22 protein-coding genes are annotated in these 25,787 nt (G+C 72.5%); 13 read left to right on the forward strand and 9 right to left on the reverse strand.

Translation table 11 applies throughout. The features are described from left to right. Nucleotides 1-30: 30 nt before the first annotated feature. The 3 genes from OHS33_RS17865 to pdhA (OHS33_RS17875) are packed head-to-tail and all read right to left on the reverse strand — an operon-like array spanning nucleotide 31 to nucleotide 3,708. Complete coding sequence (locus OHS33_RS17865) at nucleotides 31-1,482, reverse strand: dihydrolipoamide acetyltransferase family protein (protein ID WP_330335087.1); 1,452 nt, start codon at nucleotides 1,480-1,482, stop codon at nucleotides 31-33. A gap of 31 nt (nucleotides 1,483-1,513) precedes the next feature. Further along, entirely contained in the window at nucleotides 1,514-2,494 is a 981-nt protein-coding gene (locus OHS33_RS17870; protein WP_330331422.1) for an alpha-ketoacid dehydrogenase subunit beta, read from the reverse strand. Between the two features lie 2 nt (nucleotides 2,495-2,496). Then, the gene (gene pdhA, locus OHS33_RS17875; protein WP_330331423.1) at nucleotides 2,497-3,708 is read right to left on the reverse strand and encodes a pyruvate dehydrogenase (acetyl-transferring) E1 component subunit alpha; all 1,212 of its coding nucleotides are present in this window, start codon (nucleotides 3,706-3,708) and stop codon (nucleotides 2,497-2,499) included. 323 nt (nucleotides 3,709-4,031) lie between these two features. On the opposite strand from pdhA (OHS33_RS17875), the gene OHS33_RS17880 reads away from it, so the two are divergent. Then, nucleotides 4,032-4,691 (forward strand): response regulator transcription factor, encoded by a 660-nt coding sequence (locus OHS33_RS17880; RefSeq protein ID WP_330331424.1) that lies wholly within the window; start codon nucleotides 4,032-4,034, stop codon nucleotides 4,689-4,691. A gap of 91 nt (nucleotides 4,692-4,782) precedes the next feature. Then, nucleotides 4,783-5,199, forward strand: coding sequence for a pyridoxamine 5'-phosphate oxidase family protein (locus OHS33_RS17885; RefSeq protein WP_330331425.1), 417 nt, complete (start codon nucleotides 4,783-4,785; stop codon nucleotides 5,197-5,199). A gap of 96 nt (nucleotides 5,200-5,295) precedes the next feature. Here OHS33_RS17885 and OHS33_RS17890 read toward each other — a convergent pair whose 3' ends face one another. Next, nucleotides 5,296-6,855, reverse strand: coding sequence for a protein kinase domain-containing protein (locus OHS33_RS17890; RefSeq protein WP_330331426.1), 1,560 nt, complete (start codon nucleotides 6,853-6,855; stop codon nucleotides 5,296-5,298). A 226-nt stretch (nucleotides 6,856-7,081) separates the two neighbouring features. Between OHS33_RS17890 and OHS33_RS17895 the strand changes: the two genes are divergently transcribed. From OHS33_RS17895 to OHS33_RS17940, 10 genes are all read left to right on the forward strand, one after another. Beyond that, nucleotides 7,082-8,743 (forward strand): protein kinase domain-containing protein, encoded by a 1,662-nt coding sequence (locus tag OHS33_RS17895; RefSeq protein WP_330331427.1) that lies wholly within the window; start codon nucleotides 7,082-7,084, stop codon nucleotides 8,741-8,743. A 122-nt stretch (nucleotides 8,744-8,865) separates the two neighbouring features. Further along, entirely contained in the window at nucleotides 8,866-9,414 is a 549-nt protein-coding gene (locus OHS33_RS17900) for a hypothetical protein (protein WP_330331428.1), read from the forward strand. Between the two features lie 114 nt (nucleotides 9,415-9,528). Then, nucleotides 9,529-10,179 (forward strand): PadR family transcriptional regulator, encoded by a 651-nt coding sequence (locus tag OHS33_RS17905; RefSeq protein ID WP_330331429.1) that lies wholly within the window; start codon nucleotides 9,529-9,531, stop codon nucleotides 10,177-10,179. Then, nucleotides 10,172-10,954 carry an ABC transporter ATP-binding protein gene (locus tag OHS33_RS17910; protein WP_330331430.1) on the forward strand — a complete coding sequence of 261 codons (783 nt, stop codon included), beginning with the start codon at nucleotides 10,172-10,174 and terminating at the stop codon, nucleotides 10,952-10,954. Before OHS33_RS17905 ends, OHS33_RS17910 begins: the two co-directional genes overlap by 8 nt. Further along, on the forward strand, nucleotides 10,951-13,806 hold the full coding sequence (locus tag OHS33_RS17915; RefSeq protein ID WP_330331431.1) for an ABC transporter permease: 2,856 nt from the start codon (nucleotides 10,951-10,953) through the stop codon (nucleotides 13,804-13,806). The genes OHS33_RS17910 and OHS33_RS17915 overlap by 4 nt, the downstream gene beginning before the upstream one ends. Before the next feature lie 83 nt (nucleotides 13,807-13,889). After that, complete coding sequence (locus OHS33_RS17920) at nucleotides 13,890-14,429, forward strand: bacterial proteasome activator family protein (RefSeq protein WP_330331432.1); 540 nt, start codon at nucleotides 13,890-13,892, stop codon at nucleotides 14,427-14,429. A 167-nt stretch (nucleotides 14,430-14,596) separates the two neighbouring features. Beyond that, nucleotides 14,597-15,481 carry an NTP transferase domain-containing protein gene (locus OHS33_RS17925; protein ID WP_330331433.1) on the forward strand — a complete coding sequence of 295 codons (885 nt, stop codon included), beginning with the start codon at nucleotides 14,597-14,599 and terminating at the stop codon, nucleotides 15,479-15,481. Continuing rightward, on the forward strand, nucleotides 15,478-17,079 hold the full coding sequence (locus tag OHS33_RS17930; protein WP_330331434.1) for a molybdopterin molybdotransferase MoeA: 1,602 nt from the start codon (nucleotides 15,478-15,480) through the stop codon (nucleotides 17,077-17,079). Before OHS33_RS17925 ends, OHS33_RS17930 begins: the two co-directional genes overlap by 4 nt. Further along, a complete protein-coding gene (locus tag OHS33_RS17935; protein ID WP_330331435.1) occupies nucleotides 17,067-18,164 on the forward strand; it encodes a potassium channel family protein in 1,098 nt (365 codons plus the stop codon). Before OHS33_RS17930 ends, OHS33_RS17935 begins: the two co-directional genes overlap by 13 nt. A 175-nt stretch (nucleotides 18,165-18,339) precedes the next feature. Next, complete coding sequence (locus tag OHS33_RS17940) at nucleotides 18,340-19,323, forward strand: NAD(P)H-quinone oxidoreductase (RefSeq protein WP_330331436.1); 984 nt, start codon at nucleotides 18,340-18,342, stop codon at nucleotides 19,321-19,323. Between the two features lie 30 nt (nucleotides 19,324-19,353). Here the strand turns inward: OHS33_RS17940 and OHS33_RS17945 are convergent, their stop codons facing one another. The 3 genes from OHS33_RS17945 to pdhA (OHS33_RS17955) are packed head-to-tail and all read right to left on the reverse strand — an operon-like array spanning nucleotide 19,354 to nucleotide 22,855. Continuing rightward, a complete protein-coding gene (locus tag OHS33_RS17945; RefSeq protein ID WP_330331437.1) occupies nucleotides 19,354-20,700 on the reverse strand; it encodes a dihydrolipoamide acetyltransferase family protein in 1,347 nt (448 codons plus the stop codon). Further along, nucleotides 20,700-21,722 (reverse strand): alpha-ketoacid dehydrogenase subunit beta, encoded by a 1,023-nt coding sequence (locus tag OHS33_RS17950; RefSeq protein WP_330331438.1) that lies wholly within the window; start codon nucleotides 21,720-21,722, stop codon nucleotides 20,700-20,702. Before OHS33_RS17950 ends, OHS33_RS17945 begins: the two co-directional genes overlap by 1 nt. Then, a complete protein-coding gene (gene pdhA, locus OHS33_RS17955; RefSeq protein ID WP_330331439.1) occupies nucleotides 21,719-22,855 on the reverse strand; it encodes a pyruvate dehydrogenase (acetyl-transferring) E1 component subunit alpha in 1,137 nt (378 codons plus the stop codon). Before pdhA (OHS33_RS17955) ends, OHS33_RS17950 begins: the two co-directional genes overlap by 4 nt. 178 nt (nucleotides 22,856-23,033) lie before the next feature. Between pdhA (OHS33_RS17955) and OHS33_RS17960 the strand changes: the two genes are divergently transcribed. After that, nucleotides 23,034-23,627 (forward strand): Lrp/AsnC family transcriptional regulator, encoded by a 594-nt coding sequence (locus OHS33_RS17960; RefSeq protein ID WP_330331440.1) that lies wholly within the window; start codon nucleotides 23,034-23,036, stop codon nucleotides 23,625-23,627. A 24-nt stretch (nucleotides 23,628-23,651) separates the two neighbouring features. Here the strand turns inward: OHS33_RS17960 and OHS33_RS17965 are convergent, their stop codons facing one another. Together OHS33_RS17965 and OHS33_RS17970 are read right to left on the reverse strand one after the other, a co-directional pair. Further along, nucleotides 23,652-24,239 carry a TetR/AcrR family transcriptional regulator gene (locus tag OHS33_RS17965; RefSeq protein WP_330331441.1) on the reverse strand — a complete coding sequence of 196 codons (588 nt, stop codon included), beginning with the start codon at nucleotides 24,237-24,239 and terminating at the stop codon, nucleotides 23,652-23,654. Continuing rightward, nucleotides 24,236-25,780 carry a 3-hydroxyacyl-CoA dehydrogenase gene (locus OHS33_RS17970; RefSeq protein ID WP_330331442.1) on the reverse strand — a complete coding sequence of 515 codons (1,545 nt, stop codon included), beginning with the start codon at nucleotides 25,778-25,780 and terminating at the stop codon, nucleotides 24,236-24,238. The genes OHS33_RS17965 and OHS33_RS17970 overlap by 4 nt, the downstream gene beginning before the upstream one ends. Between the last annotated feature and the right edge of the window lie 7 nt (nucleotides 25,781-25,787).

Consider the following 25,787-nt stretch of genomic DNA (forward strand, 5'->3'; position numbering starts at 1 on the left):
ACCGGCCATCTGTCGCGGTGCCGCAGTCGGTCAGGCCCAGGTGACCAGGCGCTTCGGGTGCTCCAGGACCGCCGCGATGTCAGCGAGGAACCGGGAGCCCAGCTCACCGTCGATGAGACGGTGGTCGAACGACAGCGCCAGGGTGGTGACCTGGCGCGCCTTCACCTTGCCCTTGTGGACCCAGGGCTGGAGCTTGATCGCACCGACCGCGAGGATCGCGGACTCGCCGGGGTTCAGGATGGGCGTACCGGTGTCGACGCCGAAGACGCCGACGTTGGTGATGGTGATGGTGCCGCCCTGCATGTCCGAGGGGGAGGTCTTGCCCTCGCGGGCGGTGGCCACCAGCTCGGACAGGCCCTGCGAGAGCTCGGCCAGGGTCTTGGCGTGCGCGTCCTTGACGTTCGGCACGATCAGACCGCGCGGGGTGGCCGCCGCGATGCCCAGGTTCACGTAGTGCTTGAGCACGATCTCCTGGGCCGCCTCGTCCCAGGACGCGTTGACGTCCGGGTTGCGGCGGATCGCGATGAGCACGGCCTTGGCGATGAGCAGCAGCGGGTTGATCCGCAGCCCCGCCATGTCCGGGTCGTCCTTGAGCTCCTGGACGAGCTTCATCGTGCGCGTCACGTCGAGCGTGATGAACTCGGTGACGTGCGGGGCGGTGAAGGCGGAGCTGACCATGGCCTGGGCCGTGACCTTGCGGACGCCCTTGACCGGGATACGGGTCTCCCGCGCGCCCGGAGCCGCCACGGACCCGGTGGCCGGTGCGGCCTGGGCCTGGACCCCGGCCGCCGGAGCGGCCGCGGCGGGCACGGCCTCGGCCGCGACCGGCCGGGGAGCCAGCGCGGCGGTGGCCGCCGCGTGCACATCCTCACGGGTCACGACGCCACCGTCGCCGGTGGGCACGACCGTCGCCAGGTCGATGCCGAGGTCCTTGGCGAGCTTGCGCACGGGCGGCTTGGCGAGCGGGCGCTCGGCGCCCGCCTGCGTGTGGCCTCCGTACCCATTGCTTGCGTTGCTGCCGTTCCCGTTCAGCACCGGAGCCGCGGGGGCCGGAGCGGGGGCGGGGACGACGGGCGCGGCCGGAGCCGCCGTCACGGCCGCCTCCGGCGCCGCCTTGCGCGGGCGGCGCTTGGTGGAGGCGGTGGAGACGCCGTAACCGACGAGGACGGGCTGGCGCGCCTCGGGAGCGGCCTCGGCCTCTGCCTCGGGAGCGGCTTCGGCCACGACGGCGGCGGCCGCCGGAGCGGCGGCAGCGTCATCGGCCCCGGTCCGCACCGAGATGATCACCTGGCCGACATCGACCGTCGTGCCCTCGGCGAAGCGCAGCTCGTGGACCACGCCGTCGAAGGGGATCGGCAGCTCGACGGCCGCCTTCGCCGTCTCGACCTCGCAGACCACCTGGCCGTCCGTGACCGTGTCCCCGGGCTGCACGAACCACTTGAGGATCTCGGCCTCGGTGAGGCCTTCGCCCACGTCGGGCATCTTGAATTCGCTGATCGTCACGAAAATCTCCTCAGTACGCCAGCGAGCGGTCGACGGCGTCGAGCACCCGGTCCAGGCCGGGCAGGTACTCGTCCTCCAGGCGGGCCGGCGGGTACGGCGCGTGGAAGCCGCCGACGCGCAGCACCGGCGCCTCCAGGTGGTAGAAGCACCGCTCCGTGATCCGCGCGGCGATCTCCGAGCCGACGCCCAGGAACACCGGGGCCTCGTGCACGACGACCAGCCGGCGGGTCTTCTCCACCGAGGCCTGGATGCCGTCGAAGTCCACCGGGGACATGGACCGCAGGTCGACGACCTCGACCGACTTGCCCTCCTCGGCGGCAGCCGCGGCCGCCTCCAGACACACCTTGACCATGGGCCCGTAGGCGGCCAGGGTCACGTCCGACCCCTCCCGCGCGACCCGCGCCTTGTGCAGCTCGCCGGGGATCGCCTCGACGTCGACCTCGCCCTTGTCCCAGTAACGGCGCTTCGGCTCGAAGAAGATCACCGGGTCGTCGCTCTGGATGGCCTGCTGGAGCATCCAGTAGGCGTCCGCCGCGTTCGACGGCGAGACCACCTTGAGGCCCGCGACGTGCGCGAACAGTGCCTCGGGGGATTCGGAGTGGTGCTCGACCGCGCCGATGCCGCCCGCGTACGGGATCCGGATGACGACCGGCATCTTGATCGTGCCCAGGGAGCGCGCGTGCATCTTCGCGAGCTGGGTGACGATCTGGTCGTAGGCGGGGAAGACGAAGCCGTCGAACTGGATCTCCACCACCGGCCGGTAGCCGCGCAGCGCGAGCCCGATCGCGGTGCCGACGATGCCCGACTCGGCGAGCGGGGTGTCGATGACCCGCTCCTCGCCGAAGTCCTTCTGCAGACCGTCGGTGATCCGGAAGACACCGCCCAGCTTGCCGACGTCCTCGCCCATGATGAGGACCTTGGGGTCGGTTTCCAGCGCCTTGCGCAGCGAGTCGTTGAGCGCCTTGGCGATGGTCATTTTCTGTACCGGCATGGTCACTCCCCACCCTCGAAGGACGCGAGGTAGGCGGCGAACTGGGCGCGCTCCTCGTCGACGAGCGCGTGCCCGTCGGCATAGACGTTCTCGAAGATCGCCATGGTGTCCGGGTCGGGCATGGCCCGCACGACCTCGCGGACGTGCTTGCCGAGGGCTTCGCTCTCGGTCTCCAGCTCCTCGAAGAACGCCTCGTCGGCGGCTCCGCTCGCGAGCAGGTGGGTCCGCAGGCGCAGGATCGGGTCCTTGACCTCCCAGGCCGCGCGCTCCTCGTCCCGCCGGTACTTCGTCGGGTCGTCCGAGGTGGTGTGGGCACCCATGCGGTACGTGAACGCCTCGACCAGCGTCGGACCCTCGCCGCGGCGCGCGCGGTCCAGGGCCCAGCGGGTCACGGCCAGACAGGCCAGGACGTCGTTGCCGTCGACCCGTACGCCCGGGAAGCCGAAGCCCTGGGCGCGCTGGTAGAGCGGTACGCGCATCTGGCGCTCGGTGGGCTCGGAGATCGCCCACTGGTTGTTCTGGCAGAAGAACACCACGGGGGCGTTGTAGACGGCCGAGAAGGTGAACGCCTCGGCCACGTCGCCCTGGCTGGAGGCGCCGTCGCCGAAGTACGCGATGACCGCGGAGTCGGCGCCGTCCTTGGCCACACCCATGGCGTAACCGGTCGCGTGCAGCGTCTGCGAGCCGATGACGATCGTGTAGAGGTGGAAGTTGTTGAGGTTCGGGTCCCAGCCGCCGTGGTTCACACCGCGGAACATGCCCAGCAGGTTGGTCGGGTCGACCCCGCGGCACCAGGCCACGCCGTGCTCGCGGTAGGTGGGAAAGACGTAGTCCTCGTCGTTCAGCGCGCGGGCGCTGCCGATCTGAGCGGCTTCCTGGCCCAGCAGCGAGGCCCACAGGCCCAGCTCGCCCTGGCGCTGGAGCGCGGTGGCCTCGCCGTCGAAACGGCGGGTCAGGACCATGTCGCGGTAGAGACCGCGCAGGTCGTCTCCCGTGATGTCCTCGACGAAGGCCAGGAATTCCGCGTTCTCAGGATGGTCCGCGGCCGAAACCCGGGTCCCCTCGGGCGTCAGCAGCTGTACGAGCTGGGGCTCGGCACTCTGGGCGGCGGCAGCGGCAGCGGCGGCTTTCTTGCCGGCGCTCGCGGCGCCGGCCGCTCGCTTGGTGCCGCTGCTGCGTCGCGGCTTGCGCGCGGCAGTGCTCTCCACGGTCACGTGTGCTCCTCCGTCGGTCCGGCACCCGGGTTCTCCGGGGACCAGTGCGGCTCGCCGAAATCGGTGCGCGCGCACGGGGTGGGTGCGTCGCGGTGGGGATTCCGGCGTGACAGGTGCCCCGGCGAGTGCCCTGCGCAATGCACGTTACCCAGTGCGCCGCTTATCCGCGAAACCCCGTTTGACCTGGGATTTTGCTTGGATTTCCAAGTAAATCCGAGGATCCGGGAACAACCACTGGTCACAGCCTTGCAGGGGGCCGGAACAACGGCACGTTATCCCGGCGGCTTGCGGCAGGGAAGGGGTGAGTGTGTGAAACTGAGTTTGTGCGCGAAGACGGAAAAATCAAGGTATTCCTCTTGGACGACCACGAAGTGGTACGCCGAGGTGTCTATGAGCTGTTGTCGGTCGAAGAGGACATCGAGATCGTCGGTGAGGCCGGTACGGCCGCTGACGCGCTCGTACGCATCCCGGCCACCCGCCCCGACGTCGCCGTGCTCGATGTCCGCCTGCCCGATGGCAGCGGTGTCGAGGTCTGCCGCGAGGTGCGCTCCCAGAACGAGGACATCAAGTGCCTGATGCTGACCTCGTTCGCCGACGATGAGGCGCTGTTCGACGCGATCATGGCGGGTGCCTCCGGGTACGTCCTGAAGGCCATCCGCGGCAATGAGCTGCTGCACGCCGTCCGCGACGTCGCGGCGGGCAAGTCGCTGCTGGACCCGGTCGCCACGGCGCGGGTGCTGGAGCGCCTGCGCGACGGCAAGAACGGGAAGGGCGACGACCGCCTCTCGAACCTCACCGAGCAGGAGCGCAAGATCCTCGACCTGATCGGCGAGGGCCTGACGAACCGCGTGATCGGCGAGCGGCTGCACCTGGCCGAGAAGACGATCAAGAACTACGTCTCCAGCCTGCTCTCCAAGCTGGGCATGGAGCGCCGCTCGCAGGCCGCCGCCTACGTGGCCCGCCTGCAGGCCGAGAAGCGGTAGGGGCGGCCCGTTCACTTCGGGACCAACGTCCCCGATCATCGGGGCGGGATCCTCTTCCCCGCCGCCGCGTCGGTACCGGACAGTGGACGGCATGTCCCCTGAGGAACTCCACGCCATCGAACTGCTGCGCCGGGTGCCGTACGGCCGTGTCGCCACCAGCATGCGCGCGCTGCCCTTCCTCGCCCTGGCCCGCCACATCGTGGTCGACGGCAAGGTGGTGCTGAGAATGCACGCGGGCTTCGGTTACCACCAGGCCTGCAACGGCAGCGTGGTCGCCTATGGCGCCGACAACTTCAATACCGGGGACCCCCGGCTCTGGTCGGTGCAGTTCACCGGAACGGCCGGGATCGTCGAGCCGACGACGGCCGAACTGGAACTCTTCGGTCCGGCTCCGCATTTCATCGACGGAGCGGTCTTCGACCCCGTCTACATGCGAATCGAACCGCAGTTCGTCACGGTCCACGCGCTGGCCGGAAATCACGACCGGCAGTACCAGCACGCGCTCTGACCAGCCGTTCTTCAGACTTCAGACACACCGGTACACCCGGATACGCCGACGGGCCCGGCGGAATTGCTTCCGCCGGGCCCGTACCTGTCCGCGCCGCTATCCCTCGCTGTTGGGAAGTCCGGTTGAGGGAGTGTTCGACGGCTTCGGGGTCGACTTCGTCGGCGTCGGAGGACTCGGGGTCTCCGACGGCGGGTTGGAGGACTCCGAGAACGACGGCGTCGGCGACGGGGTGAAGCTGGGCGTCCGCGAGCGGCTCGGGGTCGACGACCAGCTCTCGCGCGAACGCGAGGGCTCGGTCGAGTCCGAGGGCGAGTCCTGCGGGCTGCTCGGCGCGCTCTGCTCGCTGCTCGGCGGGCTCTGCGAGCTGCTCTGCTGGGTGTTGGGGCTGTCGCTCTTGTTCCCGGTCTTGTCCAGGGCGTAGACCACCCCGCCCGCGATCGCGATCACCGCGAGCACCGCGAACAGGACCATCTTCCAGCGGCCGCCGCCGGAGCCGCCCTGGCCGTGTCCGTGGCCCTGGCCGCCGTCGTGGTAGCCACCACCGCCGCCGGGGAAGGCCGAGCCGTCGTCCGGGTTGAGCGGCGGCACCATCGGCTGATGGAACTGCGAGGTCGTGGCGTTGGAAGGGTACTGCTGGCGGCCGCCGGTGTTCCCCATCGGCATGGCCGTGGTCGCGCCCCCGCCCCGCCCGTGCGGCAGCGCCATGGTGACCGGCCCGGTGTTCCAGGTGCCCGTGTTCGCGCCCTGGTCCTGGAGCATCTGGAGGGCGTACCCGACCAGTCCGCGCATCTCTTCGGCGCTCTGGAACCGGTCGTCCGGGTCCTTGGCCAACGACCGCATGACCAGGCCGTCGAGCTCCTGCGGGATCATGTGTCCCTCGGGCAGCTGCGACGGCGGCACGGGCGCGTCCTGCACGTGCTGGTAGACCACCGACAGCGGGGTCTCGCCGGTGAACGGGGGCCGCAGCGCGAGCAGTTCGTACAGCAGGCAGCCGGTCGCGTACAGGTCGGAGCGGTGGTCGACGGCCTTGCCGAGGGCCTGCTCCGGGGAGAGGTACTGCGGGGTGCCCATGACCATGCCGGTCTGGGTCATCGTCGACTGCGCGCCGTGCAGGGCGCGCGCGATGCCGAAGTCCATCACCTTCACCGCGCCGGTGTTGGTGATGATGACGTTGGCGGGCTTGATGTCGCGGTGCACGATGCCGTGCTGGTGCGAGTAGGCCAGGGCCTCCAGCACACCGGAGACGATGATCAGCGCCTGGTCGGGGCCCGGCGCCTCGGCGCTGATCAGCAGGTCGCGGATGGTGCGGCCCTCGACCAGCTCCATCACGATGTACGGGACGACGTTGGGTCCGACCCGGTCCTCGCCCGAGTCGTAGACGGCGACGACGGCGTGGTGGTTGAGGCCCGCGACCGACTGTGCCTCGCGGGTGAAGCGGGCCTTGGACACCGGGTCCTCGGCGAGGTCCGCGCGCAGGAGTTTCACGGCGACGGTCCGTCCGAGACGTACGTCCTCGGCGGCGAACACCTCCGCCATGCCACCGCGCCCCAGACGGTGGGTCAGCCGGTACCGGCCGTCACCCACGATCCCGCCGGCGCCCCAATGCTCAGGACCATCAGCCATCCCGGCGCCGTTTCCCTCGGGTTCGGGTGCCATCAGTCCTCGCCGTCGTCTCTCTCGGCCGCACAAGCGGTGGGTCTTGTTCGGAGTGCTCCGATGAACGCTACAGCCTCGGCGCGGCTCGCCGACCGGCCCGACCGCCTGTCCCCGTGTGGTCACGGAACGGGCACCTGGCTTGACGTGGGCTTGCCCTCCGGCAGACTGGGCGCGATATGCGCTCTGCCAGACGCGCACGCACACCGCCCGAGGGGAAGCAACAGTCATGAGCCAGGACGGCACTGAGGGCCGGTACGCAGGCGGGTCCTTGGCCGGTGGCCGTTACCAGCTGCGGGACTTGCTCGGCGAGGGCGGCATGGCGTCCGTGTACCTCGCGTACGACTCCGCGCTCGACCGGCAGGTCGCGATCAAGACGCTCCACAGCGAGCTGGGCCGCGAGCAGTCCTTCCGCGAGCGCTTCCGCCGCGAGGCCCAGGCTGTAGCGAAACTGTCGCACACCAACATCGTGTCGGTGTTCGATACCGGCGAGGGTGACCTGGACGGCATGCTCATGCCGTACATCGTCATGGAGTACGTCGAGGGGCAGCCGCTCGGCTCCGCCCTCCAGTCGGACATCACGCAGTACGGGGCGATGCCCGCCGAGAAGGCGCTCAAGGTGACCGCCGACGTGCTGGCCGCCCTGGAGACCAGCCACGAGATGGGCCTGGTCCACCGGGACATCAAGCCGGGCAACGTGATGATGACCAAGCGCGGCGTGGTCAAGGTCATGGACTTCGGCATCGCGCGCGCCATGCAGTCCGGGGTCACCTCCATGACCCAGACCGGCATGGTCGTGGGCACCCCCCAGTACCTCTCCCCCGAGCAGGCCCTCGGCCGGGCCGTCGACGCCCGCTCCGACCTCTACTCCGTCGGCATCATGCTCTTCCAGCTGCTGACGGGCCGGCTGCCCTTCGAGGCGGACTCCCCGCTGGCGATCGCGTACGCGCACGTGCAGGAGGAGCCGGTCATGCCGTCCTCCATCAACCGCGCCGTGACGCCCGCGATGGACTCCCTGGTCGCCCGCGCGCTGAAGAAGAACCCGAACGAGCGCTTCCCCACGGCCGCCGCCATGCGCGACGAGGTCCTGCGGGTGCTGTCGGCCGGGCAGACCGCGGCCCCCTCGATCGTTCCGGGCGCGCCCGTGAGCAGTGGCGCCGGGGTGTCCTCGGCGGTCTTCCCGCCGGTGGACTCCGGCTTCCAGGCCCCGCCGCCGCAGTCCCTCCAGCAGCCGTACCAGCCGTCGCCGTACGCGCCGCAGCAGCAGACGCCGCCGCCGCACGGGTACGCGTACCCGCCCCAGCAGCAGCACACGCCGCCGCCGGTGCCCCAGCAGCAGCACGCGCAGTACGCCCCGCACGCGCCGCAGACCCCGCCGCCCTTCACCATCTCCCCGGTGGCGCAGACCGGCTCCGCGAGCGGCGGCAGCGGCGGTTCGGGCAACGGCCGGAACACCCCGGTGATCGTCGGTTCGATCGTGGTGGCGCTGCTCGCCATCGGCGGTCTGATCACGGCCATCTCGATGACCGGCAACGACAAGAAGGGCGGCGACAGCCCGTCCTCGGCGTCCTCCGCGAGCGCGTCGGCCTCGGCCAAGACCGGCCACAAGGGCCCGGACACCACCCGCACCATCGACGCGGCGAAGTGCAAGGAAGCCACCAAGTCGTACAAGGACGCGACCAAGGTCAGCGCCCCGGACTTCCGGTACAAGGACGTCCGCTCGGTGAAGGAGTGCATCCAGGCCGCGGGGTGGAAGTTCACCATCCAGACCCGCGACGAGGCGGTGTACGGCCAGGACACGGTGCTGGAGCAGCTGCCCAACGCGAGCGCCGACGTCCCGAAGGACGGCGCCGAGTTCACGCTGGTCGTCTCCACGGGAGACCCGCAGTAACGCGCGTCCGCGGCACACCGGCATCCCGGGCACCCCTGATGGGGCGTCCGGGATGCCGCTTTTGTCCCACCGTGTAAATCTGAGCGGGACAGCTCGGACGCTCGGGACGGGAGGGGCTCCCCGTGACGCAGTACCTCCGCGTGACGCCGTACCTCCGAGGGATGCGGTACCTCCACCGCCTCGCCGGGACCGCTCCGGTCCGCACCGCGCCGGCCCTCACGGCGCTGGCCTTCGCCGCGCTGACCCTCGCCTCCTCGGCGCCCCCGGCCCTGGCCCTGGCCGCGCCGCCCGCGTACGCCGCCCCCGCCCCGGCCCCCGCCCCGGCCGTCCGTTACGTCCCGCCCGGGTACGACGCGCCGTCGGACGACGAGCTGGCGGGCAGCGCCGCGGGCGCCGGGCGCGAGCACCCCGGACGGCCGGCCTCCGAGCCCCCGAACCCGGAGACCGTCCTGGCCTCCCGGCCGCTGCCGATGCGGCCGCGCACCGCCGAACAGGTCGCGCCGCCGCGCGCCGAGCCGAGCCCGCCGCCCGCACCGCGGGCCCACGCGATGGGCACCGAACCCAACGAGCGGGCCGCCGACCTGGCCGCGCACATACTGCCGCTGGGCACCGGATTCGCCCTGATGGGACTGGGCCTCGGCTACATGGGCGTGCGGCTGCGCCGGGGCTGATCCGGAGCTGATCCGGGGCCGGTCCCGGACGGCTTTCCCGGGGGGAGGTCCCCCTCAAGACGTACGACTCAAGATGGTTTGCATCCATGAACATACTCGGTATACATACTCAGTATGTCTATCCGTCATGGCCTCCTCGCCCTCCTGGAACGGGGACCTCGGTACGGCTCTCAGCTGCGCACCGAGTTCGAATCCCGTACCGGCTCCACCTGGCCGCTGAACGTCGGGCAGGTCTACACGACCCTCGCCCGGCTGGAACGTGACGGCCTGGTCACCCCGAGCGGCGCGGACCCCGCGGGCCACACGCTCTACGTCATCACCGACACCGGCCGCCAGGAACTGCGCGCCTGGTACGAGCGCCCCGTCGACCGCACCAGTCCGCCGCGCGACGAGCTGTCGATCAAGCTCGCGATGGCCGTGGGCGCCCCCGGTGTGGACATCCGCGCCGTCATCCAGGCCCAGCGCCACGCCACGATCCGGGCGATGCAGGACTACACCCGGCTCAAGGCGCAGGCACTCGCCGCCGTCGAGAGCGGGAAGTCGCAGGAGCGCGACGACGTGGCCTGGCTGCTCGTCATCGAACAGCTGATCTTCCAGACCGAGGCCGAGGCCCGGTGGCTCGACCACTCCGAATCCCGGCTGGTGCGGCTCTCCGTCCTGGCCGAGCGGGGAGCCGTGCCACCCGCACCACCGACGGCCGCACCCGAACCCGAACGCGCCACCGCCACCGCCACGCCGCCCCAGGGGGAAATCCCGCATGCCTGACCAGCACCCGCACCCGTACCCGCACCACGGCCAAACCTCCGGGGAGCAGCCGCGGCCCGTCCTCCAGCTCGACCAGCTCGTCCGTACGCACGGCAGCGGCGCCACCGAGGTCCACGCCCTGCGCGGCATCAACCTCTGCGTCTACCCCGGTGAACTCGTCGCCGTCATGGGCCCCTCCGGCTCCGGCAAGTCCACCCTGCTGACCCTCGCGGGCGGCCTCGACACCCCCAGCAGCGGCCGGGTCATCGTCGAGGGCACCGACATCACCAAGGCGAACCGCAAGCAGCTGGCCGCCCTGCGCCGCCGCAGCATCGGCTACGTCTTCCAGGACTACAACCTCATACCGGCGCTCACCGCCGCCGAGAACGTGGCCCTGCCCCGCGAGCTGGACGGCACCTCCGCCCGCAAGGCCCGGGTCTCCGCCCTGGCCGCCCTGGAGGAGATAGGGCTCGCCCACCTCGCCGACCGCTTCCCCGACGAGATGTCCGGCGGCCAGCAGCAGCGCGTGGCCATCGCCCGCGCCCTGGTCGGCGACCGCCGCCTGGTCCTGGCCGACGAGCCGACCGGCGCCCTGGACTCGGAGACCGGCGAATCGGTCCTGGGCCTGCTGCGCTCCCGCTGCGAGGCGGGCGCCGCCGGAATCCTGGTCACCCACGAGCCGCGCTTCGCGGCCTGGGCGGACCGGGTGGTCTTCGTGCGCGACGGCAGCATCGCCGACGAAACCCTGCGCTGCGAGGCCGACTCCCTGCTGTCGGGGCTGGGGAACGCCCAGTGAGGACCTGGTACCACTCCTGGATCGCGGCCCTGCGGATCGCCCGCCGCGACGCCTGGCGCGCCAAGGGCCGCAGCGCCCTGGTCCTCGCCATGCTGGCACTGCCCATCATCGGTGTGAGCGCCGCCGACCTCACCCTGCGCAGCGCCGAACTCTCCCCGGGGCAGGCGCTGGACCGCAAGCTCGGCGCCGCCGACGCCGAGGTGCGCAGCTCGGGCTTCGGCGTCCCCCTCTACCAGCGGCCCGACGGCGAGAGCTACGCGCCCGTCGGCGGCTACCAGAACTTCACCCCGCCCAAGGACGACGAGCGGCAGGACAACGCCAAGGCCGCGCTCCCGGCCGGTGCCGAGAGCACCAAGATGAGCACCGCGTTCGCCAAGATCCGGACCACGCACGGACTCCTCGGCACCGATCTGCGCGAGGTGGACGCCGCCAGCCCGCTGGTCACGGGGCTGTTCACGCTGGTCGACGGGCAGCTGCCGCGGCAGCCCGGCGAGATCATCGCCACCACCGCGTTCCTCGACCAGGCCGGTTACTCCGTCGGCTCCCAGGTCATCCCGCGCGGCATGAAGACCTCCTACACGATCGTCGGCGCGTACGAGCTTCCCAGCCACCTCAAGGCCACGGAGCTGCTCGCCCCGCCCGGAAGCCTGCTGGAGCCGCTCTCCCGCGCCCTCACCGAAGCCGGGCTGCACGCCAACAAGGGCAATCTCTCCTACCTCGTGAAGGTCGGCGGCGGCGGCGATGGTTTCACGTGGAACATGGTCAAGGAGGCGAACACCAAGGGGGCGATCGTCCTCTCCCGCGCGGTCATGCTGAACCCGCCGGCCGACTCCGATGTGCCGCTGTACAAGCAGGAGCGCCGGGACGATTTCGAGCCCCGGGTGGGCCGGGCCACCGAGATGGCCATCGCCGCGACCGTCGTCGGTCTCGCCATGCTGGAGATCTGTCTGCTGGCCGGTCCCGCCTTCGCGGTCGGCGCCCGGCGCTCGCGCCGCCAGCTCGGTCTGGTCGGCGCCAACGGCGGCGACCGGCGGCACATCCGGGCGATCGTGCTCTCGGGCGGCCTGGTGCTCGGCGCCGTCGCCGCCGTGATCGGCACCGCCATCGGCGTGGCCCTCACCCTGGGCCTGCGGCCCCTGCTGGAGGAACAGCTCGGCGCCCGCTTCGCCGGGTTCAACCTCAAGCCGCTGGAACTCGCCGGTGTCGCCCTGCTGGCCGTGCTGACGGGCCTGCTGGCCGCGATCGTCCCGGCCGTCACCGCCTCCCGGCAGAGCGTCCTCGCCTCGCTCACCGGCCGCCGCGGGGTCCGCAGGTCCAACCGGATCCTGCCGGTCCTCGGTCTGCTCGCCCTCGCCGGGGGCGTCGCCATCGCCCTCTACGGCACGGTCTCCGGCATGGGCTTCGTGGTCGTCGCGGGCGGCAGCGCCATCGCCGAACTGGGCATCGTCGCCATGACCGCGATGCTGGTCGGCGTGTTCGGCCGAGTCGGCCGCTGGCTGCCGCTCTCGCCGCGGCTCGCCCTGCGCGACGCGGTGCGCAACCGCGGGCGCACGGCCCCCGCCGTCGCCGCCGTCCTGGCCGCCGTGGCCGGTACCGTCGCGGTGGCGACGTTCCAGCACAGCCGGGACGTACAGGCCGCGCACGAGTACGTCGCCAAGCTGCCCGGTGGCTCCGGCACCGTCATCGTGAACGAGGCCGGCGCCCACGGCGACGTGCCCACCGTGCGCGAGGCCCTGTCCCGGCAGTACCCGCTGGCCGTACGGGCCGATGTGGACCGGATCGTCGTCGGCAAGCCCGGATGCGAGCCGTACGGACCCTCCGCCAAGGACTGCGGCCGGGCCGACCTCATCGTGCCCAAGGAGCAGCGCTGCCCCCTGAACGAGGCCGAGCACGGACCCGCCTCCTTCAGCCTCGAAGAGCAGAAGAAGCTGCTCGGCGACTGGCGTTGCGCGCGCAGCGACAACTACGCCCGGTACTCGACGGTCGTCTCCGACGAAAAGCTGCTGACCGCGCTGGCGGTCACCGACCCGGGCACGGTCTCAGCCCTCAAATCCGGGCAGGCCGTCTCCTTCGACAAGCGCAACGTCAAGGACGGAAAGGTCACCATCCGGCTGGTCACCGACCTGGACAAGGCCGGCAAGGCCCAGGCCGCCCACAAGGAACTGCCGGGCCAGGACAAGGTGTTCCCCGTCCACGAGGCGCCGGCGAGCGCCGACGGGTACGGCATCCAGCTCATCCTGCCGCCCGCCGCCGTCAAGACGGCCGGGCTCACCACCGCCCCCTTCGGTTCGTACTTCACCGTCGACGGCACCGTGACCTCCACCCAGAAGCAGCGGCTCGCAGGCGACCTCGACAAGATGGGCGCGGACGCCGAGGTGTTCGTCGAATCGGGCTACCAGGCGCCCTCCGACATCACGTTGATGGCCCTGACCCTGTTCGCGGGCCTGGTCACCATCGGCGCGGCGGGCATCGCCACCGGTCTCGCCCAGGCGGACTCCGAGGCCGACCTGAAGACCCTGGCCGCGGTCGGCGCACCCCCGCGGGTGCGGCGCACGCTCAGCGGTTTCCAGTGCGGGTTGGTCGCCCTGATGGGCGTGGTCCTGGGCTCCGCGGCGGGCATCCTGCCCGCGGCCGGGCTCCGGCTCGTCGAGCGGCGCGACCTGACGCGCCTCTATGACAGCGTCGTCGCGAACGGACACGAGCCCGCGGGCGCGGCACCGCCCTGGGTGCCCATCGTGGTGCCGTGGCAGACCCTCGCCGAACTGCTGGTCCTGGTCCCGCTCGGGGCGGCCCTGCTCGCCGCGCTGGTCACCCGCTCCAGCGGCGCGCTGGCCCGCCGGGCCGCGGGCTGATCCCGGTGCCCCCGGACAGGGTGGATCACGCCTGTCCGGGGGCACACCGAGTGAGTACGAAGGTGTGCGAGAGAATGGGCGGCATGGAGATGCCGAGGAGTGAACGGTCGCAGGACAGCCCCCCGCACGTCCTGATCCTGGGACAGGACGGGATGGCGGTCGGCGGCGCCGATGACGAGTCTCGCGAGGTCCCGGTGACGGAAATGGTCGAACAACCCGCCAAGGTCATGCGGATCGGCAGCATGATCAAGCAGCTCCTTGAAGAGGTCCGCGCCGCTCCTCTCGACGAGGCCAGCCGCGTCCGTCTCAAGGACATCCACGCGGCTTCGGTCAAGGAGCTGGAAGACGGACTGGCCCCCGAGCTGGTCGAGGAACTGGAGCGGCTCTCCCTGCCGTTCACCGAGGAAGCCATCCCTTCCGAGGCCGAACTGCGCATCGCGCAGGCCCAGTTGGTGGGCTGGCTCGAAGGCCTCTTCCACGGCATCCAGACCGCCCTGTTCGCCCAGCAGATGGCGGCCCGCGCCCAGTTGGAGCAGATGCGCCGCGCGCTGCCCCCCGGCGCCGGACACGAGGACGACGAGGACGGCGGCCACGGGGCCGTCCGTTCCGGGCCGTACCTCTAGGAGCGGCTCCCGCCCCACCCGGACCCCAGCGGTACCCGCGCCCCGCCGACCCCACCAGGGGCGGCGGGGCGCCGGTGTTCGCCCGCTCCTCCCGCTCGGGGACCCCTCGGTACATGCCGGTTGAGCGGGGTCCCTCAGGCGCAACACGAGCCCCGCATACTCGGGACATGACGTACCACGCGATCGTGTTGGCCGGTGGCGCCGCGCGACGGCTCGGCGGCGCCGACAAGCCCGCCTTGAGCGTCGGCGGCCGGGCCCTGCTCGACCGGGTGCTCGACGCCTGCGCCGACGCGGCCGACACGGTCGTGGTCGGCGGCCGCCGGCCCACCTCCCGGCCGGTGCGCTGGGCCCGCGAGGAACCGCCAGGCGGCGGCCCGCTGGCCGCGCTGGCCGCCGGACTGCGGCACACCGACGCCGAGGTGGTGCTCGTCCTCTCCGCGGACCTGCCGTTCCTGGACCGCGGGACGGTACGGGCGCTGCGCACCGCCGTCACCGGGGCCGGTACGGCGGGCACACCGGTCGACGGGGCCCTGCTGCGCGACGCCGACGGACGGGACCAGCCGCTCGTCGCCGCCTACCGGACCGCGTCCCTGCGCCGCGCGACCGCCCTGCTGGCCGCCGAACACGGCGGCCTCACCGGACTGCCGCTGCGCGCACTGACCGCCGGGCTGGAGCTGGCCCGGGTGAGCGCGGCCGCACCCCTGGCCTCCTTCGACTGCGACACCTGGGACGATCTCGCGGCCGCGCGTGCCCGGATCAGGGAGCATGGGTCCGTGCTGGACGAATGGATCACCGCCGTCAAGAACGAGCTGGGCATCGACGTCGCCGTCGACACCAAGACCCTGCTCGACCTCGCCCGTGACGCCGCCCACGGCGTCGCCCGTCCCGCCGCTCCGCTGACCACCTTCCTGGTCGGTTACGCGGCGGCGCATGCCGAAGCCACCGGGGCCGACCCCGCCGAAGCGGTCGCCGAGGCCTCCCGCAAGGCCGCCGCGCTGGCCCTGCGGTGGGCGGCCGAAGCCGACCCCGCGGGCGGGACCGGCTCGGGATGACCCCCGCCGACGCCACCGACGCCGAACGCGCCCTGGACGAAGCACTGGCCGCGCTCACCGGCCCCGCCCCCGTGACCTCGCGCCATGCCGCCCCGGTCCCGGCCGGGGCCGCCGGATGCGGAGCGGGACCGGCCGCCGACCCGGCACACGCCGACCCGGGCGGTACGGGCCCGGGCCCGGCCGCCGACGCCACCGCGGCACCCGCCGCCCCGGTGCCGGACGCCGGGCTGCCGGACGCCGTGGCGGCGGACAGCCCGGAGCCGGATGCGGAGAAGCCTGTCGGTGGCGTGGCCCGCGGCAGCCTGGAGCGGGACGTCGACGAGGCGCTCGCCCTGGTCAGCCGTACCCCGAAGGGCAAGGGCGGCGGCGGGCACCGCGCGGCGGCCTGGTCCCGGGCCGCGGAGACCGCGGCCCGGGCCGGTGCCCTCGCCCCCGTCGACACCCACCACGTCCCGCTCGCCGACGCCCTCGGCGAGGTCCTCGTGACCCCGCTGGACGCGCTGACCGACCTGCCGTCCTTCGACACCTCCGCCATGGACGGCTGGGCCGTGTCCGGCCCCGGCCCCTGGACGGTGCGGCTCGGCGGCGGGGTCCTGGCGGGCTCCGACCGGCCGCAGCCCCTCGCCTGCGGTGAGGCCGTACGGATCGCCACCGGGGCCCGGGTCCCCGCCGACACCACCGCCGTGATCCGCAGCGAGCACGCCCACACCGACGCCGACCCCGGCCGGCTGCACGCCGACCGCGCCGTGGTCACCGGCCAGGACATCCGCCCGCGCGCCCAGGAGTGCCGCTCCGGCGACCTGCTGCTGCCCGCCGGAGCCCTGGTCACCCCGGCCGTCCTGGGGCTGGCCGCCGCCGCCGGGTACGACCGGCTCCACACCCGGCCCCGCCCCCGCGTGGAGATCCTGGTGCTGGGCGACGAACTGCTCACCGAAGGCCGCCCGCACGACGGGCTGATCCGGGACGCCCTCAGCCCGATGCTCGGCCCCTGGCTCCGCCAGTTCGGCGCCGAGGTCATCGACACCCGCCGCCTCGGCGACGACCCCGAGGGCGCCGAAGCGCTCTACCGGGCCGTCACCGGTTCCACCGCCGACCTGGTCGTCACCACCGGTGGCACCGCCTCCGGCCCCGTCGACCACGTCCACCCCGTGCTGGCCCGGGCGGGCGCCGAACTGCTGGTGGACGGGGTCGCCGTACGCCCGGGTCACCCCATGCTGCTGGCCCGGCTCGCCGACCGCGCCCCCGACCAGAAGGCCGTCCGGCACCTGGTCGGGCTGCCCGGAAACCCGCTGGCCGCCGTCTCCGGCCTGCTCACCCTCGCCGAACCGCTGCTGCGCGCCCTCGCCGGGCGCCCGCCCCGCCACCACTACACCGTTCCCGTACGCGACGAGGTGCCCGGTCACCCGTACGACACCCGGCTCGTCCCGGTCCTGCTCACCACCGACCACGCGGTGCCGCTGCACTACAACGGTCCGGCGATGCTGCGCGGGATCGCGGCCGCGGACGCGCTGATCGTCGTACCGCCGGGCGGGGTACGGGCCGGACAGGACGTGGAGGTCCTCGACCTGCCCTGGGCGACAGGGGGATGTTTCACGTGAAACTTCACGGCCAGGACGCGATGGCCCGCCAGGCGGACGAGAAACTCGTCTCCCGCCGGATCAAGCTCCCCAAGCGCGAGGTCACCAAGCCGCTCCGCCAGGTCACCCGACGGCTGTTGATGGCCCTGTTCGTGCTGGCCCTGACGGTCCTCATCGTCTACATCGACCGCGACGGCTACCACGACAACGCCAACGACAAGGTCGACTTCCTCGACTGCGTCTACTACGCCACCGTGACCCTCTCGACCACCGGCTACGGCGACATCGTCCCGTACAGCGACGGCGCGCGGCTGGTCAACGTCCTGCTGATCACGCCCCTGCGCGTGGTGTTCCTGATCATCCTGGTCGGCACCACTCTCGAAGTCCTCACGGAACGGACCCGGGAGGAGTGGCGGCTGAACCGCTGGAGGAAGAACTTGCGCGAGCACACGGTCGTCGTCGGCTTCGGCACCAAGGGCCGCTCGGCCCTGCAGACGCTGCTGGCCACCGGCCTCTCCAAGGAGCAGGTGGTGATCGTCGACCCCAGCGCCAAGGTCATCGACATCGCCAACGCGGAGGGCTTCACCGGCGTGGTCGGGGACGCGACCCGCTCGGACGTCCTGCTGCGCGCCGAACTCCAGAAGGCCCGTCAGGTGGTCATCGCCACCCAGCGCGACGACACCGCGGTCCTGGTCACCCTGACGGCCCGCCAGCTCAACCGCGGCGCGAAGATCGTGGCCGCGGTGCGCGAGGAGGAGAACGCGCCGCTGCTGCGCCAGTCGGGCGCGGACGCCGTCATCACGAGCGCGAGCGCGGCCGGGCGGCTGCTGGGCCTGTCGGTGCTCAGCCCGAGCGCGGGCACCGTGATGGAGGACCTGATCCAGCAGGGCAGCGGCCTCGACCTGATCGAACGGCCCGTCAAGAAGGCGGAGGTCGGCAAGGGGGTCCGGGAGACCGAGGACCTGGTGGTCAGCGTGCTGCGCGGGCACCGGCTGCTGGCCTACGACGACCCGCACGCGAGCCCGCTCCAGCCGACGGACCGGGTGATCGCCATCGTCCGTGCGACACCGCCCACTTCGCCTCCGGTGATGCTAGGGAGTGTCTGATGGATCTCCGCGGCGTCGCGACGCCCGGCACGCGCTCTCGCCGCACCGGCCGAAAGCCCACGTACAACCAGTACGCGGACTCCCGGCCGGCACACCGAGAGCACGCACCGGACGCCGCTCCTTCCCCACGGAGATCCACCAGACACCCCCTGGCCCGCCGAGTAGGCTCCGGCGCATGCATGCGATCACCATCCCGCAGCCTGGCGGCCCCGAGGCCCTGGTCTGGGCCGATGTACCCGATCCGGTGGCGGCCGAGGGCGAGGTCCTCGTCGAGGTCACGGCCGGCGCCGTGAACCGGGCCGATGTGCTCCAACGGCAGGGCTTCTACGATCCGCCGCCGGGCGCCTCCCGCTATCCCGGCCTCGAATGCTCCGGCCGGATCATCGCGCTCGGGCCGGGGGTGTCCGGCTGGTCGGTGGGCGACGAGGTGTGCGCGCTGCTCTCGGGCGGCGGCTACGCGGAGCGCGTCGCCGTCCCGGCGGGCCAGTTGCTGCCCGTCCCGGCGGGCGTGGACCTGGTGGCGGCCGCCGCGCTGCCCGAGGTCGTGTGCACGGTGTGGTCGAACGTCTTCATGGGCCCGGGCAAGACCCTGCGCGCGGGGGAAACCCTGCTCGTGCACGGCGGTTCCAGCGGCATCGGCACGATGGCGATCCAGCTGGCGAAGGCGATCGGCGCCCGGGTCGCGGTGACGGCCGGCGGCCCGGAGAAGCTGGCGCGCTGCGCGGAACTGGGCGCGGACATCCTGATCGACTACCGCGAGCAGGACTTCGTGACCGAGGTCCGCGAGGCGACCGGCGGCGCCGGGGCCGAGGTGATCCTGGACATCATCGGGGCGAAGTACCTGGCCCGGAACGTGGACGCGCTCGCGCGGGGCGGCCGCCTCGCCGTCATCGGCCTCCAGGGCGGGGCGAAGGCCGAACTGAACCTCGGCGCGCTGCTCTCGAAGCGGGCGAGCATCAGTGCGACCTCGCTGCGGGCCCGCCCGCTGGACGAGAAGGCGGCCATCGTCGCGGCCGTCCGCGAGCACGTCTGGCCCCTGATCGGGGACTCCCGGGTGCGCCCGGTGGTGCACGCCGCCTATCCGATGCGCGAGGCCGCCGAGGCCCACCGGGTCATGGAGTCCAGCGCCCACGTGGGCAAACTCCTGCTGACCCGCTGAGCCCCGGCGGCGGTGGCGTTGGCGGTGTCGCTACAGACCCCGCAGCAGGACCGCCGGAGACTCCACGCAGTCGGCGACGTACCGCAGGAAGCCGCCCGCCGCACCGCCGTCGCACACCCGGTGGTCGAAGGTGAGGGAGAGCTGTACGACCTTGCGCACCGCCAGCTCGCCCTCGTGCACCCACGGCTTCGGGATGATCCGGCCCACGCCGAGCATCGCCGCCTCCGGGTGGTTGATGATCGGCGTGGAGCCGTCCACCCCGAACACGCCGTAGTTGTTCAGCGTGAAGGTGCCGCCGGTCAGGTCGGAGGGGGCCAGCTTCCCGGCCCGGGCCAGCTCGGTCAGCCGCCCGAACTCGGCGGACAGCGCCTCCGCGTTCATCGCCTGCGCGTCCCTGACCACCGGGACCATCAGTCCCCGCTCGGTCTGGGCCGCGAAGCCCAGGTTCACCGAGGTGAGCCGGACGATCTCGTTCGCCTCCAGGTCCACCCGGGAGTTCAGCTCCGGATGGCGGGCGAGCGCGGCCGTGCAGATCCGGGCCAGCAGGGCCAGTACCGAGATCTTCGGCCCGCCCACGGCGTTCATCGCGGCCCGGGCCGCCATCAGCTCGGTGGCGTCCGCGTCCACCCAGCAGGTGGCGTCGGGAATCTCCCGGCGGCTGCGCGAGAGCTTCTCGGCGACGGCCCCGCGCAGACCCTTGAGCGGAATCCGCTCCCCCGCGGGAGAGCCGACGGAGCCCGCGGAGGGACGTACGGACGTCACGCCCGCCGCCGGGGCCGCGACCGGCTCCGGCGCCCGCAGCGCCGCCTCCACGTCCGCGCGCAGGATCAGCCCCTCGGGCCCCGATCCGTTCAGGGCGCGCAGGTCGACCCCGTTGTCCCGGGCCAGCTTGCGCACCAGGGGCGAGATCACCGCGACCGGCCCGACGGGCACGGGAGCGACGGCGACGGGCACCGGAGCGACGGCCACCGGGGCCGCCGGGGCGGCCCGGGTTACGGGCGTCGCCGCCGGGCGGATCCGGCGCCGACGCGCCGGGCGCGAGTGGTCCGTCCCGTATCCGACCAGCACGTTCCCCGATCCCGACGCGGACTCCGTTTCCGGCTCCGCCTCGGCAGGGGCCGGCGCGGTGCCCGTGCCGACCGCCACGGTGATCAGCGGTGCGCCCACGGGCAGTTCGCTGCCCTCCTCACCGAACCGGGCGGTGACCACGCCCCCGTACGGGCAGGGCACCTCGACCATCGCCTTGGCCGTCTCGACCTCGACGACCACCTGGTCCACGGCGACCACGTCGCCCACGGCGACCAGCCAGCGCACGATCTCGGCCTCGGTCAGTCCCTCACCGAGGTCGGGCAGCTTGAACTCCATCACCTGGGCCATCAGTTCTCCCACTGCAGGCGAGCCACGGTGTCCAGGATCCGGTCCACGCCGGGCAGGTGGTGCTTCTCCAGCATCGGCGGCGGATACGGGATGTCGAATCCCGTCACCCGCAGCACCGGCGCCTCCAGGTGGTGGAAGCAGCGCTCCATGATCCGCGCCGCGATCTCCGCACCGGGGCCGCCGAAGCCGTTCGCCTCGTGGACCACCACCGCGCGTCCGGTCCGGCGCACCGCCGCGACCACCGTCTCCTCGTCGAAGGGCACCAGCGAGCGCAGGTCCAGCACTTCCAGGTCCCAGCCCTCCTCGCGGGCCGCCTCGGCCGCCTCCAGGCAGACCGGCAGCGAGGGCCCGTAGGTGATCAGGGTGGCGCTCGTGCCCGCCCGGCGGACCAGCGCCTTGCCGATGCCGGGGACCGCCGTGGGCGCCTCGGGCGACCAGTCGGCCTTCGACCAGTACAGCCGCTTGGGCTCCAGGAAGATCACCGGGTCGTCGCTGGCGATCGCCGCCCGCATCAGCCCGTACGCGTCCTCCACGGTCGCCGGGGTCACCACGTGCAGCCCCGGGGTGGCCAGGTAGTACGCCTCGGAGGAGTCGCTGTGGTGCTCGACCCCGCCGATGCCGCCGCCGTAGGGCACCCGGATGGTGATCGGCATCGGCATCGCACCGCGCGTGCGGTTGCGCATCCGCGACACGTGCGAGATCAGCTGCTCGAACGCCGGGTAGGCGAAGGCGTCGAACTGCATCTCGACCACCGGCCGCAGCCCGTACATCGCCATGCCCACCGCGGCGCCCAGGATCCCTGCCTCCGCGAGCGGGGTGTCCGTACAGCGGTCCTCGCCGAACTCCTTCACGAGGCCGTCCGTGATCCGGAAGACCCCGCCCAGCGCGCCGACGTCCTCGCCCATGACGTGCACGGTCGGATCCTCGGCCATCGCGTCGCGCAGCGCCCGGTTCAGGGCCTGCGCCATGGTCGCGGGCTTCGCCGCCGCCTTGCTCACCGGCTTCGCCGCCACCGTGGTCATCCTTCGGCCCCCGCTTCCAGTTCGGCGCGCAGCAGCGCGGCCTGCTCCCGCAGCCGGTCGGTCTGCTCCGCGTAGACGTGCGCGAAGAGGTCCATCGGGTCGAGGACCGGATCGGCGTTCATTCCCTCGCGCAGCGCCGCCGCCATCACCTCGGCCGCGTCCTTGGCCTGCTGGATGCCCTCGGCGTCCAGCAGACCGCGGGCGGTCAGCTCGCGCTCCAGCAGCTCCACCGGGTCGTGCGCCTTCCAGGCCGCCACCTCGGAGTCCTCCCGGTAGCGGGTGGCGTCGTCGGCGTTGGTGTGCGCTTCCATCCGGTACGTGACGGCCTCGACCAGGGTCGGACCGCCGCCCGCGCGGGCCCTGCGGACCGCCTCGGACAGCACCTCGTGAACGGCGGCGATGTCGTTGCCGTCGACCAGCCGGCCCGGCATCCCGTACCCGACGGCCTTGTGGGCCAGGGTCGGGGCGGCCGTCTGCTTGGCGAGCGGGACGGAGATCGCGAAGCCGTTGTTCTGGACGAGGAAGACGACCGGGGCCTTCCAGACGGCCGCGAAGTTCAGCGCCTCGTGGAAGTCGCCCTCGCTGGTGCCGCCGTCGCCGACCATGGCCAGCGCCACGACGTCGTCACCGCGCAGCCGCGCCGCGTGCGCCAGGCCGACCGCGTGCGGCAGCTGGGTGGCGAGCGGGGTGCACAGCGGGGCTATCCGGTGCTCGCGCGGGTCATACCCGGTGTGCCAGTCGCCGCGCAGCAGCGTCAGCGCCTGGACCGGGTCCAGCCCGCGGGCCACGGCCGCGAGGGTGTCGCGGTAGCTGGGGAAGAGCCAGTCCCGCTCCTCCAGGACCAGCGCGGCCGCGATCTCGCAGGCCTCCTGGCCCACGGTGGACGGGTACACCGCGAGCCGGCCCTGCCGGGTCAGCGCGGTGGCCTGGGCGTTGTAGCGGCGTCCGCGCACCAGCTCGGCGTAGCACCGGCGCATCAGCTCCGGGTCGAGCTTCTCCGCCGCCGGGGTGCCCAGCACCCGGTACGGCTCGGGGTCCGGGAGCAGCGGGGCGGCATCCGTACGGGGCCTCCAGGCGGGCGGCGGGGTGGGACGGTGGGACGCACCGGCACCGGGCAGCTCTTGGACCGTCATGGCGGCGTACACCTCCTCGTGGGAAGCGGGCAGGGAGGACCCCGGGTGTGAGGCGCCTCACCTACCGATTGTTCGGTTTGCCGCGCAATTTGGCTACAGGCAGCTCCAGGCTGTGGACAAAGTGGCGCCGGGGCCCTGGGATGGATGCAGGACGTCCAGAAGAGGGAGGCATCGGGCAATGCCGGATGAACAAATGGCCGGACCGGGCTGCGCACCGGCCGCCCCGGGGGGCCCCGTGCCCCCGACGGCGCAGCCCGCCACGCCCGCCACCGCGCAGCCCGCGGCGGCGCCACGCCCCCTGGACCCGATCGACCGGTCGATCCTGCGACTGCTCCAATCGGACGGCCGCGCCTCGATACGGTCGGTGGCCGAGCAGGTCCACGTCTCGCGCGCGAACGCCTACGCGCGGATCAACCGGCTGATCGACGACGGGGTCATCCGGGGGTTCACGGCCCGCGTGAACCACGAACGCGCAGGTCAGGGCGCCTCCGCCTATATCACGCTCAAGATCGTCCAGAATTCCTGGCGGACCGTCCGCGAGCAGCTGCGCGAGCTGCCGGGGGCCGTCCACATCGCGCTGGTCAGCGGGGACTTCGATGTGCTCCTGCTGGTCCACACGCCCGACAACCGCACCCTGCGCGAGTTGGTCCTGACCCGGCTCCAGTCCATCCCCGAGGTGCTCTCGACCCGCACCCTGCTGGTGTTCGAGGAAACGGATCTGCTGGCCCCGGGCACGGACCACGACGGCCCGGCCCTCACCCCGGAGGAGTGAGGGCCGGGCCGGAGGCCGTACCGCTCAGGAGAGCGTGCGCAGGCCGCCGAAGGCCATCCGGACGACCGCGTCCGCCAGCTGGTCGCGGTCGCCGCCGGAGTGCGGGCGGTACCACTCGACCAGCGAGTTCACCATGCCGAAGAGCAGCCGCGTGGCGAGCCGCGTGTCGACGTCGGAGCGCAGGTCGCCGTCGGCGGCGGCGGCCTTCAGCAGGTCGGCGACCTGGTGGTCGAACTCGCGGCGCCGCTCCAGCGCCCAGCGCTCGGTACGGGTGTTGCCGCGGACCCGCAGCAGCAGGGTGACGTACGGGAGTTCCGCGACCAGCACCTCCACCGTGCGCCGCGTGACGTACTCGACCCGCTCCACGGCCCGGCCGCGCACCGCGCCCGGCTCCTCCAGGACGGCGAACAGCCCGTCCAGGGCCCGGCTGACGGCCCGGCGCAGCAGCTCTTCCTTGCCCGCGACGTGGTGGTAGATCGAGGACTTGGAGATTCCGGCGGCCTTGGAGAGGTGCTCCATCGAGGTGCCGTCGTAACCGCGCTCGTTGAAGACCTGCACGGCGACGGTCAGCAGGGTCTCCGGGGTGTACGTGTCCCGCCTGGCGGTGGTCATGCCCCGTCCTCCGCGTCGGCGGACTCCGCCCCGACACCCTCGGCGTCGGTCGCGTAACCCAGCCGGTAGAGGGCGAGCGAGGGCGCGTAGCGGCCGCCGGGGCAGCGCTCGTCGAGGTGGTGCAGGAGGTCGTAGGCCCAGTCCTGGCCCAGCTCCGCGTGCCATTGCGAGGGCCCGAGCGGGTAGTTGACGCCGAGCCGCATCGCGGTGTCGATGTCCTCGGCCGTGGCCACGCCGCGCGCGACCGCGTCGGCCGTGAGGTCGATCAGCATCGCGACGGTACGGGCGACGATCATGCCCGGGACGTCGCCGATGACGGAGACCTCCTTGCCCAGCTTCTGGAACAGGCCGATGGCCTCGGCGAGGGTCTCCTCGGAGGTGTCCTCGCTGGCGGAGAGCGCGATCCGGGTGGCCCCGCGGTAGTCGAGCGCGAGGTCGAAGTAGACGACGTCGGCAAATTCGACCGAGGTCTTGCCGTCGGCCAGGACCAGCTGGCCCTCACCGGGCAGCTGGATGTACGGGCCCCCGGTCGCGGCGACGGTGACCGTGATCCCGGCCTCCTCCATCAGGTCGACCAGCACGGCCGCGGGACCGAGGTCGCCGACGACGCTCACCGTGTCGGGGCACGCCTCGGGCCCGGCGGTGTGCGGCTTCGCGGCCTGCGGTCCCTGCTCCTCGCCGTACGGGAACCAGCCGTGCCCCGACTTGCGGCCGAGGCGGCCCGACTGGACCAGGCGGCGCTGGGCGAGCGAGGGCGTGAACTTCGGGCTGCGGAAGAAGGACTCCCAGACGGAGCGGGTGACCGCCTCGTTGACGTCCTGGCCGATCAGGTCGGTCAGTTCGAAGGGGCCCATCTTGAAGCCGCCGCTCTCGCGCAGCACGGCGTCGATGGTGGCGGGGTCGGCGCCGCGCTCCTCGTACACCGCGAAGGCCTCGGCGTAGAAGGGGCGGGCGATCCGGTTGACGATGAAGCCGGGGGTGTCCGCGCAGCGGACCGGGGTCTTGCCCCAGCCCAGGACCGTCTCGTACGCGCGCTCCGCGGCCGCCGGGTCGGTCGCGAAGCCGCTGACCACCTCCACCAGCGGGAGCAGCGGGGCCGGGTTGAAGAAGTGCAGGCCGAGGAATCGGCCGGGGTGCGCGAGGCCCGCCGCGATCTCGGTGACGGAGAGGGAGGAGGTGTTCGTCGCCAGCAGCGCGTCCGGCGCGACCACCTTTTCGAGGGAAGCGAACAGCGCGCGCTTGACGCCCGCGTCCTCGACGACGGCCTCGATCACCAGGGCGGCCCCGGCGAGGTCGGCGAGGGCGTGGGCCGACTCGATCCGGCCGATCGCGGCGTCCGCCTCGGCTCGATCCAGCCGCCCCTTGGCGGTCATCCGCTCGATCCGGTCCCGCACCGCGGTGCGGCCCGCGCGGGCGGCCGCCTCGTCGATGTCGTAGATCAGCACCCGGTGACCTGCGAGAAGGGCGACCTGTGCGATGCCCTGGCCCATGGTGCCGGCACCGACGACCGCCACAGTGCGGGAGCGCTCGATTGCTGTCATGACCCGA

Origin of the sequence: Streptomyces sp. NBC_00536 (assembly GCF_036346295.1) — a bacterium.
Taxonomy (GTDB): Bacteria; Actinomycetota; Actinomycetes; order Streptomycetales; family Streptomycetaceae; genus Streptomyces.

Bases quoted from the DNA above. Each gene is read 5' to 3' on its own strand.
- OHS33_RS17870 (WP_330331422.1), bottom strand. From the start codon at position 2,494: ATGCCGGTACAGAAAATGACCATCGCCAAGGCGCTCAACGACTCGCTG.
- OHS33_RS17935 (WP_330331435.1), top strand. From the start codon at position 17,067: ATGTTTCACGTGAAACTTCACGGCCAGGACGCGATGGCCCGCCAGGCG.
- OHS33_RS17970 (WP_330331442.1), bottom strand. From the start codon at position 25,780: ATGACAGCAATCGAGCGCTCCCGCACTGTGGCGGTCGTCGGTGCCGGC.
- OHS33_RS17890 (WP_330331426.1), bottom strand. From the start codon at position 6,855: ATGGCACCCGAACCCGAGGGAAACGGCGCCGGGATGGCTGATGGTCCT.
- OHS33_RS17965 (WP_330331441.1), bottom strand. From the start codon at position 24,239: ATGACCACCGCCAGGCGGGACACGTACACCCCGGAGACCCTGCTGACC.
- OHS33_RS17905 (WP_330331429.1), top strand. From the start codon at position 9,529: ATGTCTATCCGTCATGGCCTCCTCGCCCTCCTGGAACGGGGACCTCGG.
- OHS33_RS17945 (WP_330331437.1), bottom strand. From the start codon at position 20,700: ATGGCCCAGGTGATGGAGTTCAAGCTGCCCGACCTCGGTGAGGGACTG.
- OHS33_RS17940 (WP_330331436.1), top strand. From the start codon at position 18,340: ATGCATGCGATCACCATCCCGCAGCCTGGCGGCCCCGAGGCCCTGGTC.
- pdhA (WP_330331439.1), bottom strand. From the start codon at position 22,855: ATGACGGTCCAAGAGCTGCCCGGTGCCGGTGCGTCCCACCGTCCCACC.
- OHS33_RS17925 (WP_330331433.1), top strand. From the start codon at position 14,597: ATGACGTACCACGCGATCGTGTTGGCCGGTGGCGCCGCGCGACGGCTC.
- OHS33_RS17930 (WP_330331434.1), top strand. From the start codon at position 15,478: ATGACCCCCGCCGACGCCACCGACGCCGAACGCGCCCTGGACGAAGCA.
- OHS33_RS17895 (WP_330331427.1), top strand. From the start codon at position 7,082: ATGAGCCAGGACGGCACTGAGGGCCGGTACGCAGGCGGGTCCTTGGCC.
- OHS33_RS17920 (WP_330331432.1), top strand. From the start codon at position 13,890: ATGGAGATGCCGAGGAGTGAACGGTCGCAGGACAGCCCCCCGCACGTC.
- OHS33_RS17865 (WP_330335087.1), bottom strand. From the start codon at position 1,482: ATGCCCGACGTGGGCGAAGGCCTCACCGAGGCCGAGATCCTCAAGTGG.
- OHS33_RS17885 (WP_330331425.1), top strand. From the start codon at position 4,783: ATGTCCCCTGAGGAACTCCACGCCATCGAACTGCTGCGCCGGGTGCCG.
- OHS33_RS17910 (WP_330331430.1), top strand. From the start codon at position 10,172: ATGCCTGACCAGCACCCGCACCCGTACCCGCACCACGGCCAAACCTCC.
- OHS33_RS17960 (WP_330331440.1), top strand. From the start codon at position 23,034: ATGCCGGATGAACAAATGGCCGGACCGGGCTGCGCACCGGCCGCCCCG.
- OHS33_RS17950 (WP_330331438.1), bottom strand. From the start codon at position 21,722: ATGACCACGGTGGCGGCGAAGCCGGTGAGCAAGGCGGCGGCGAAGCCC.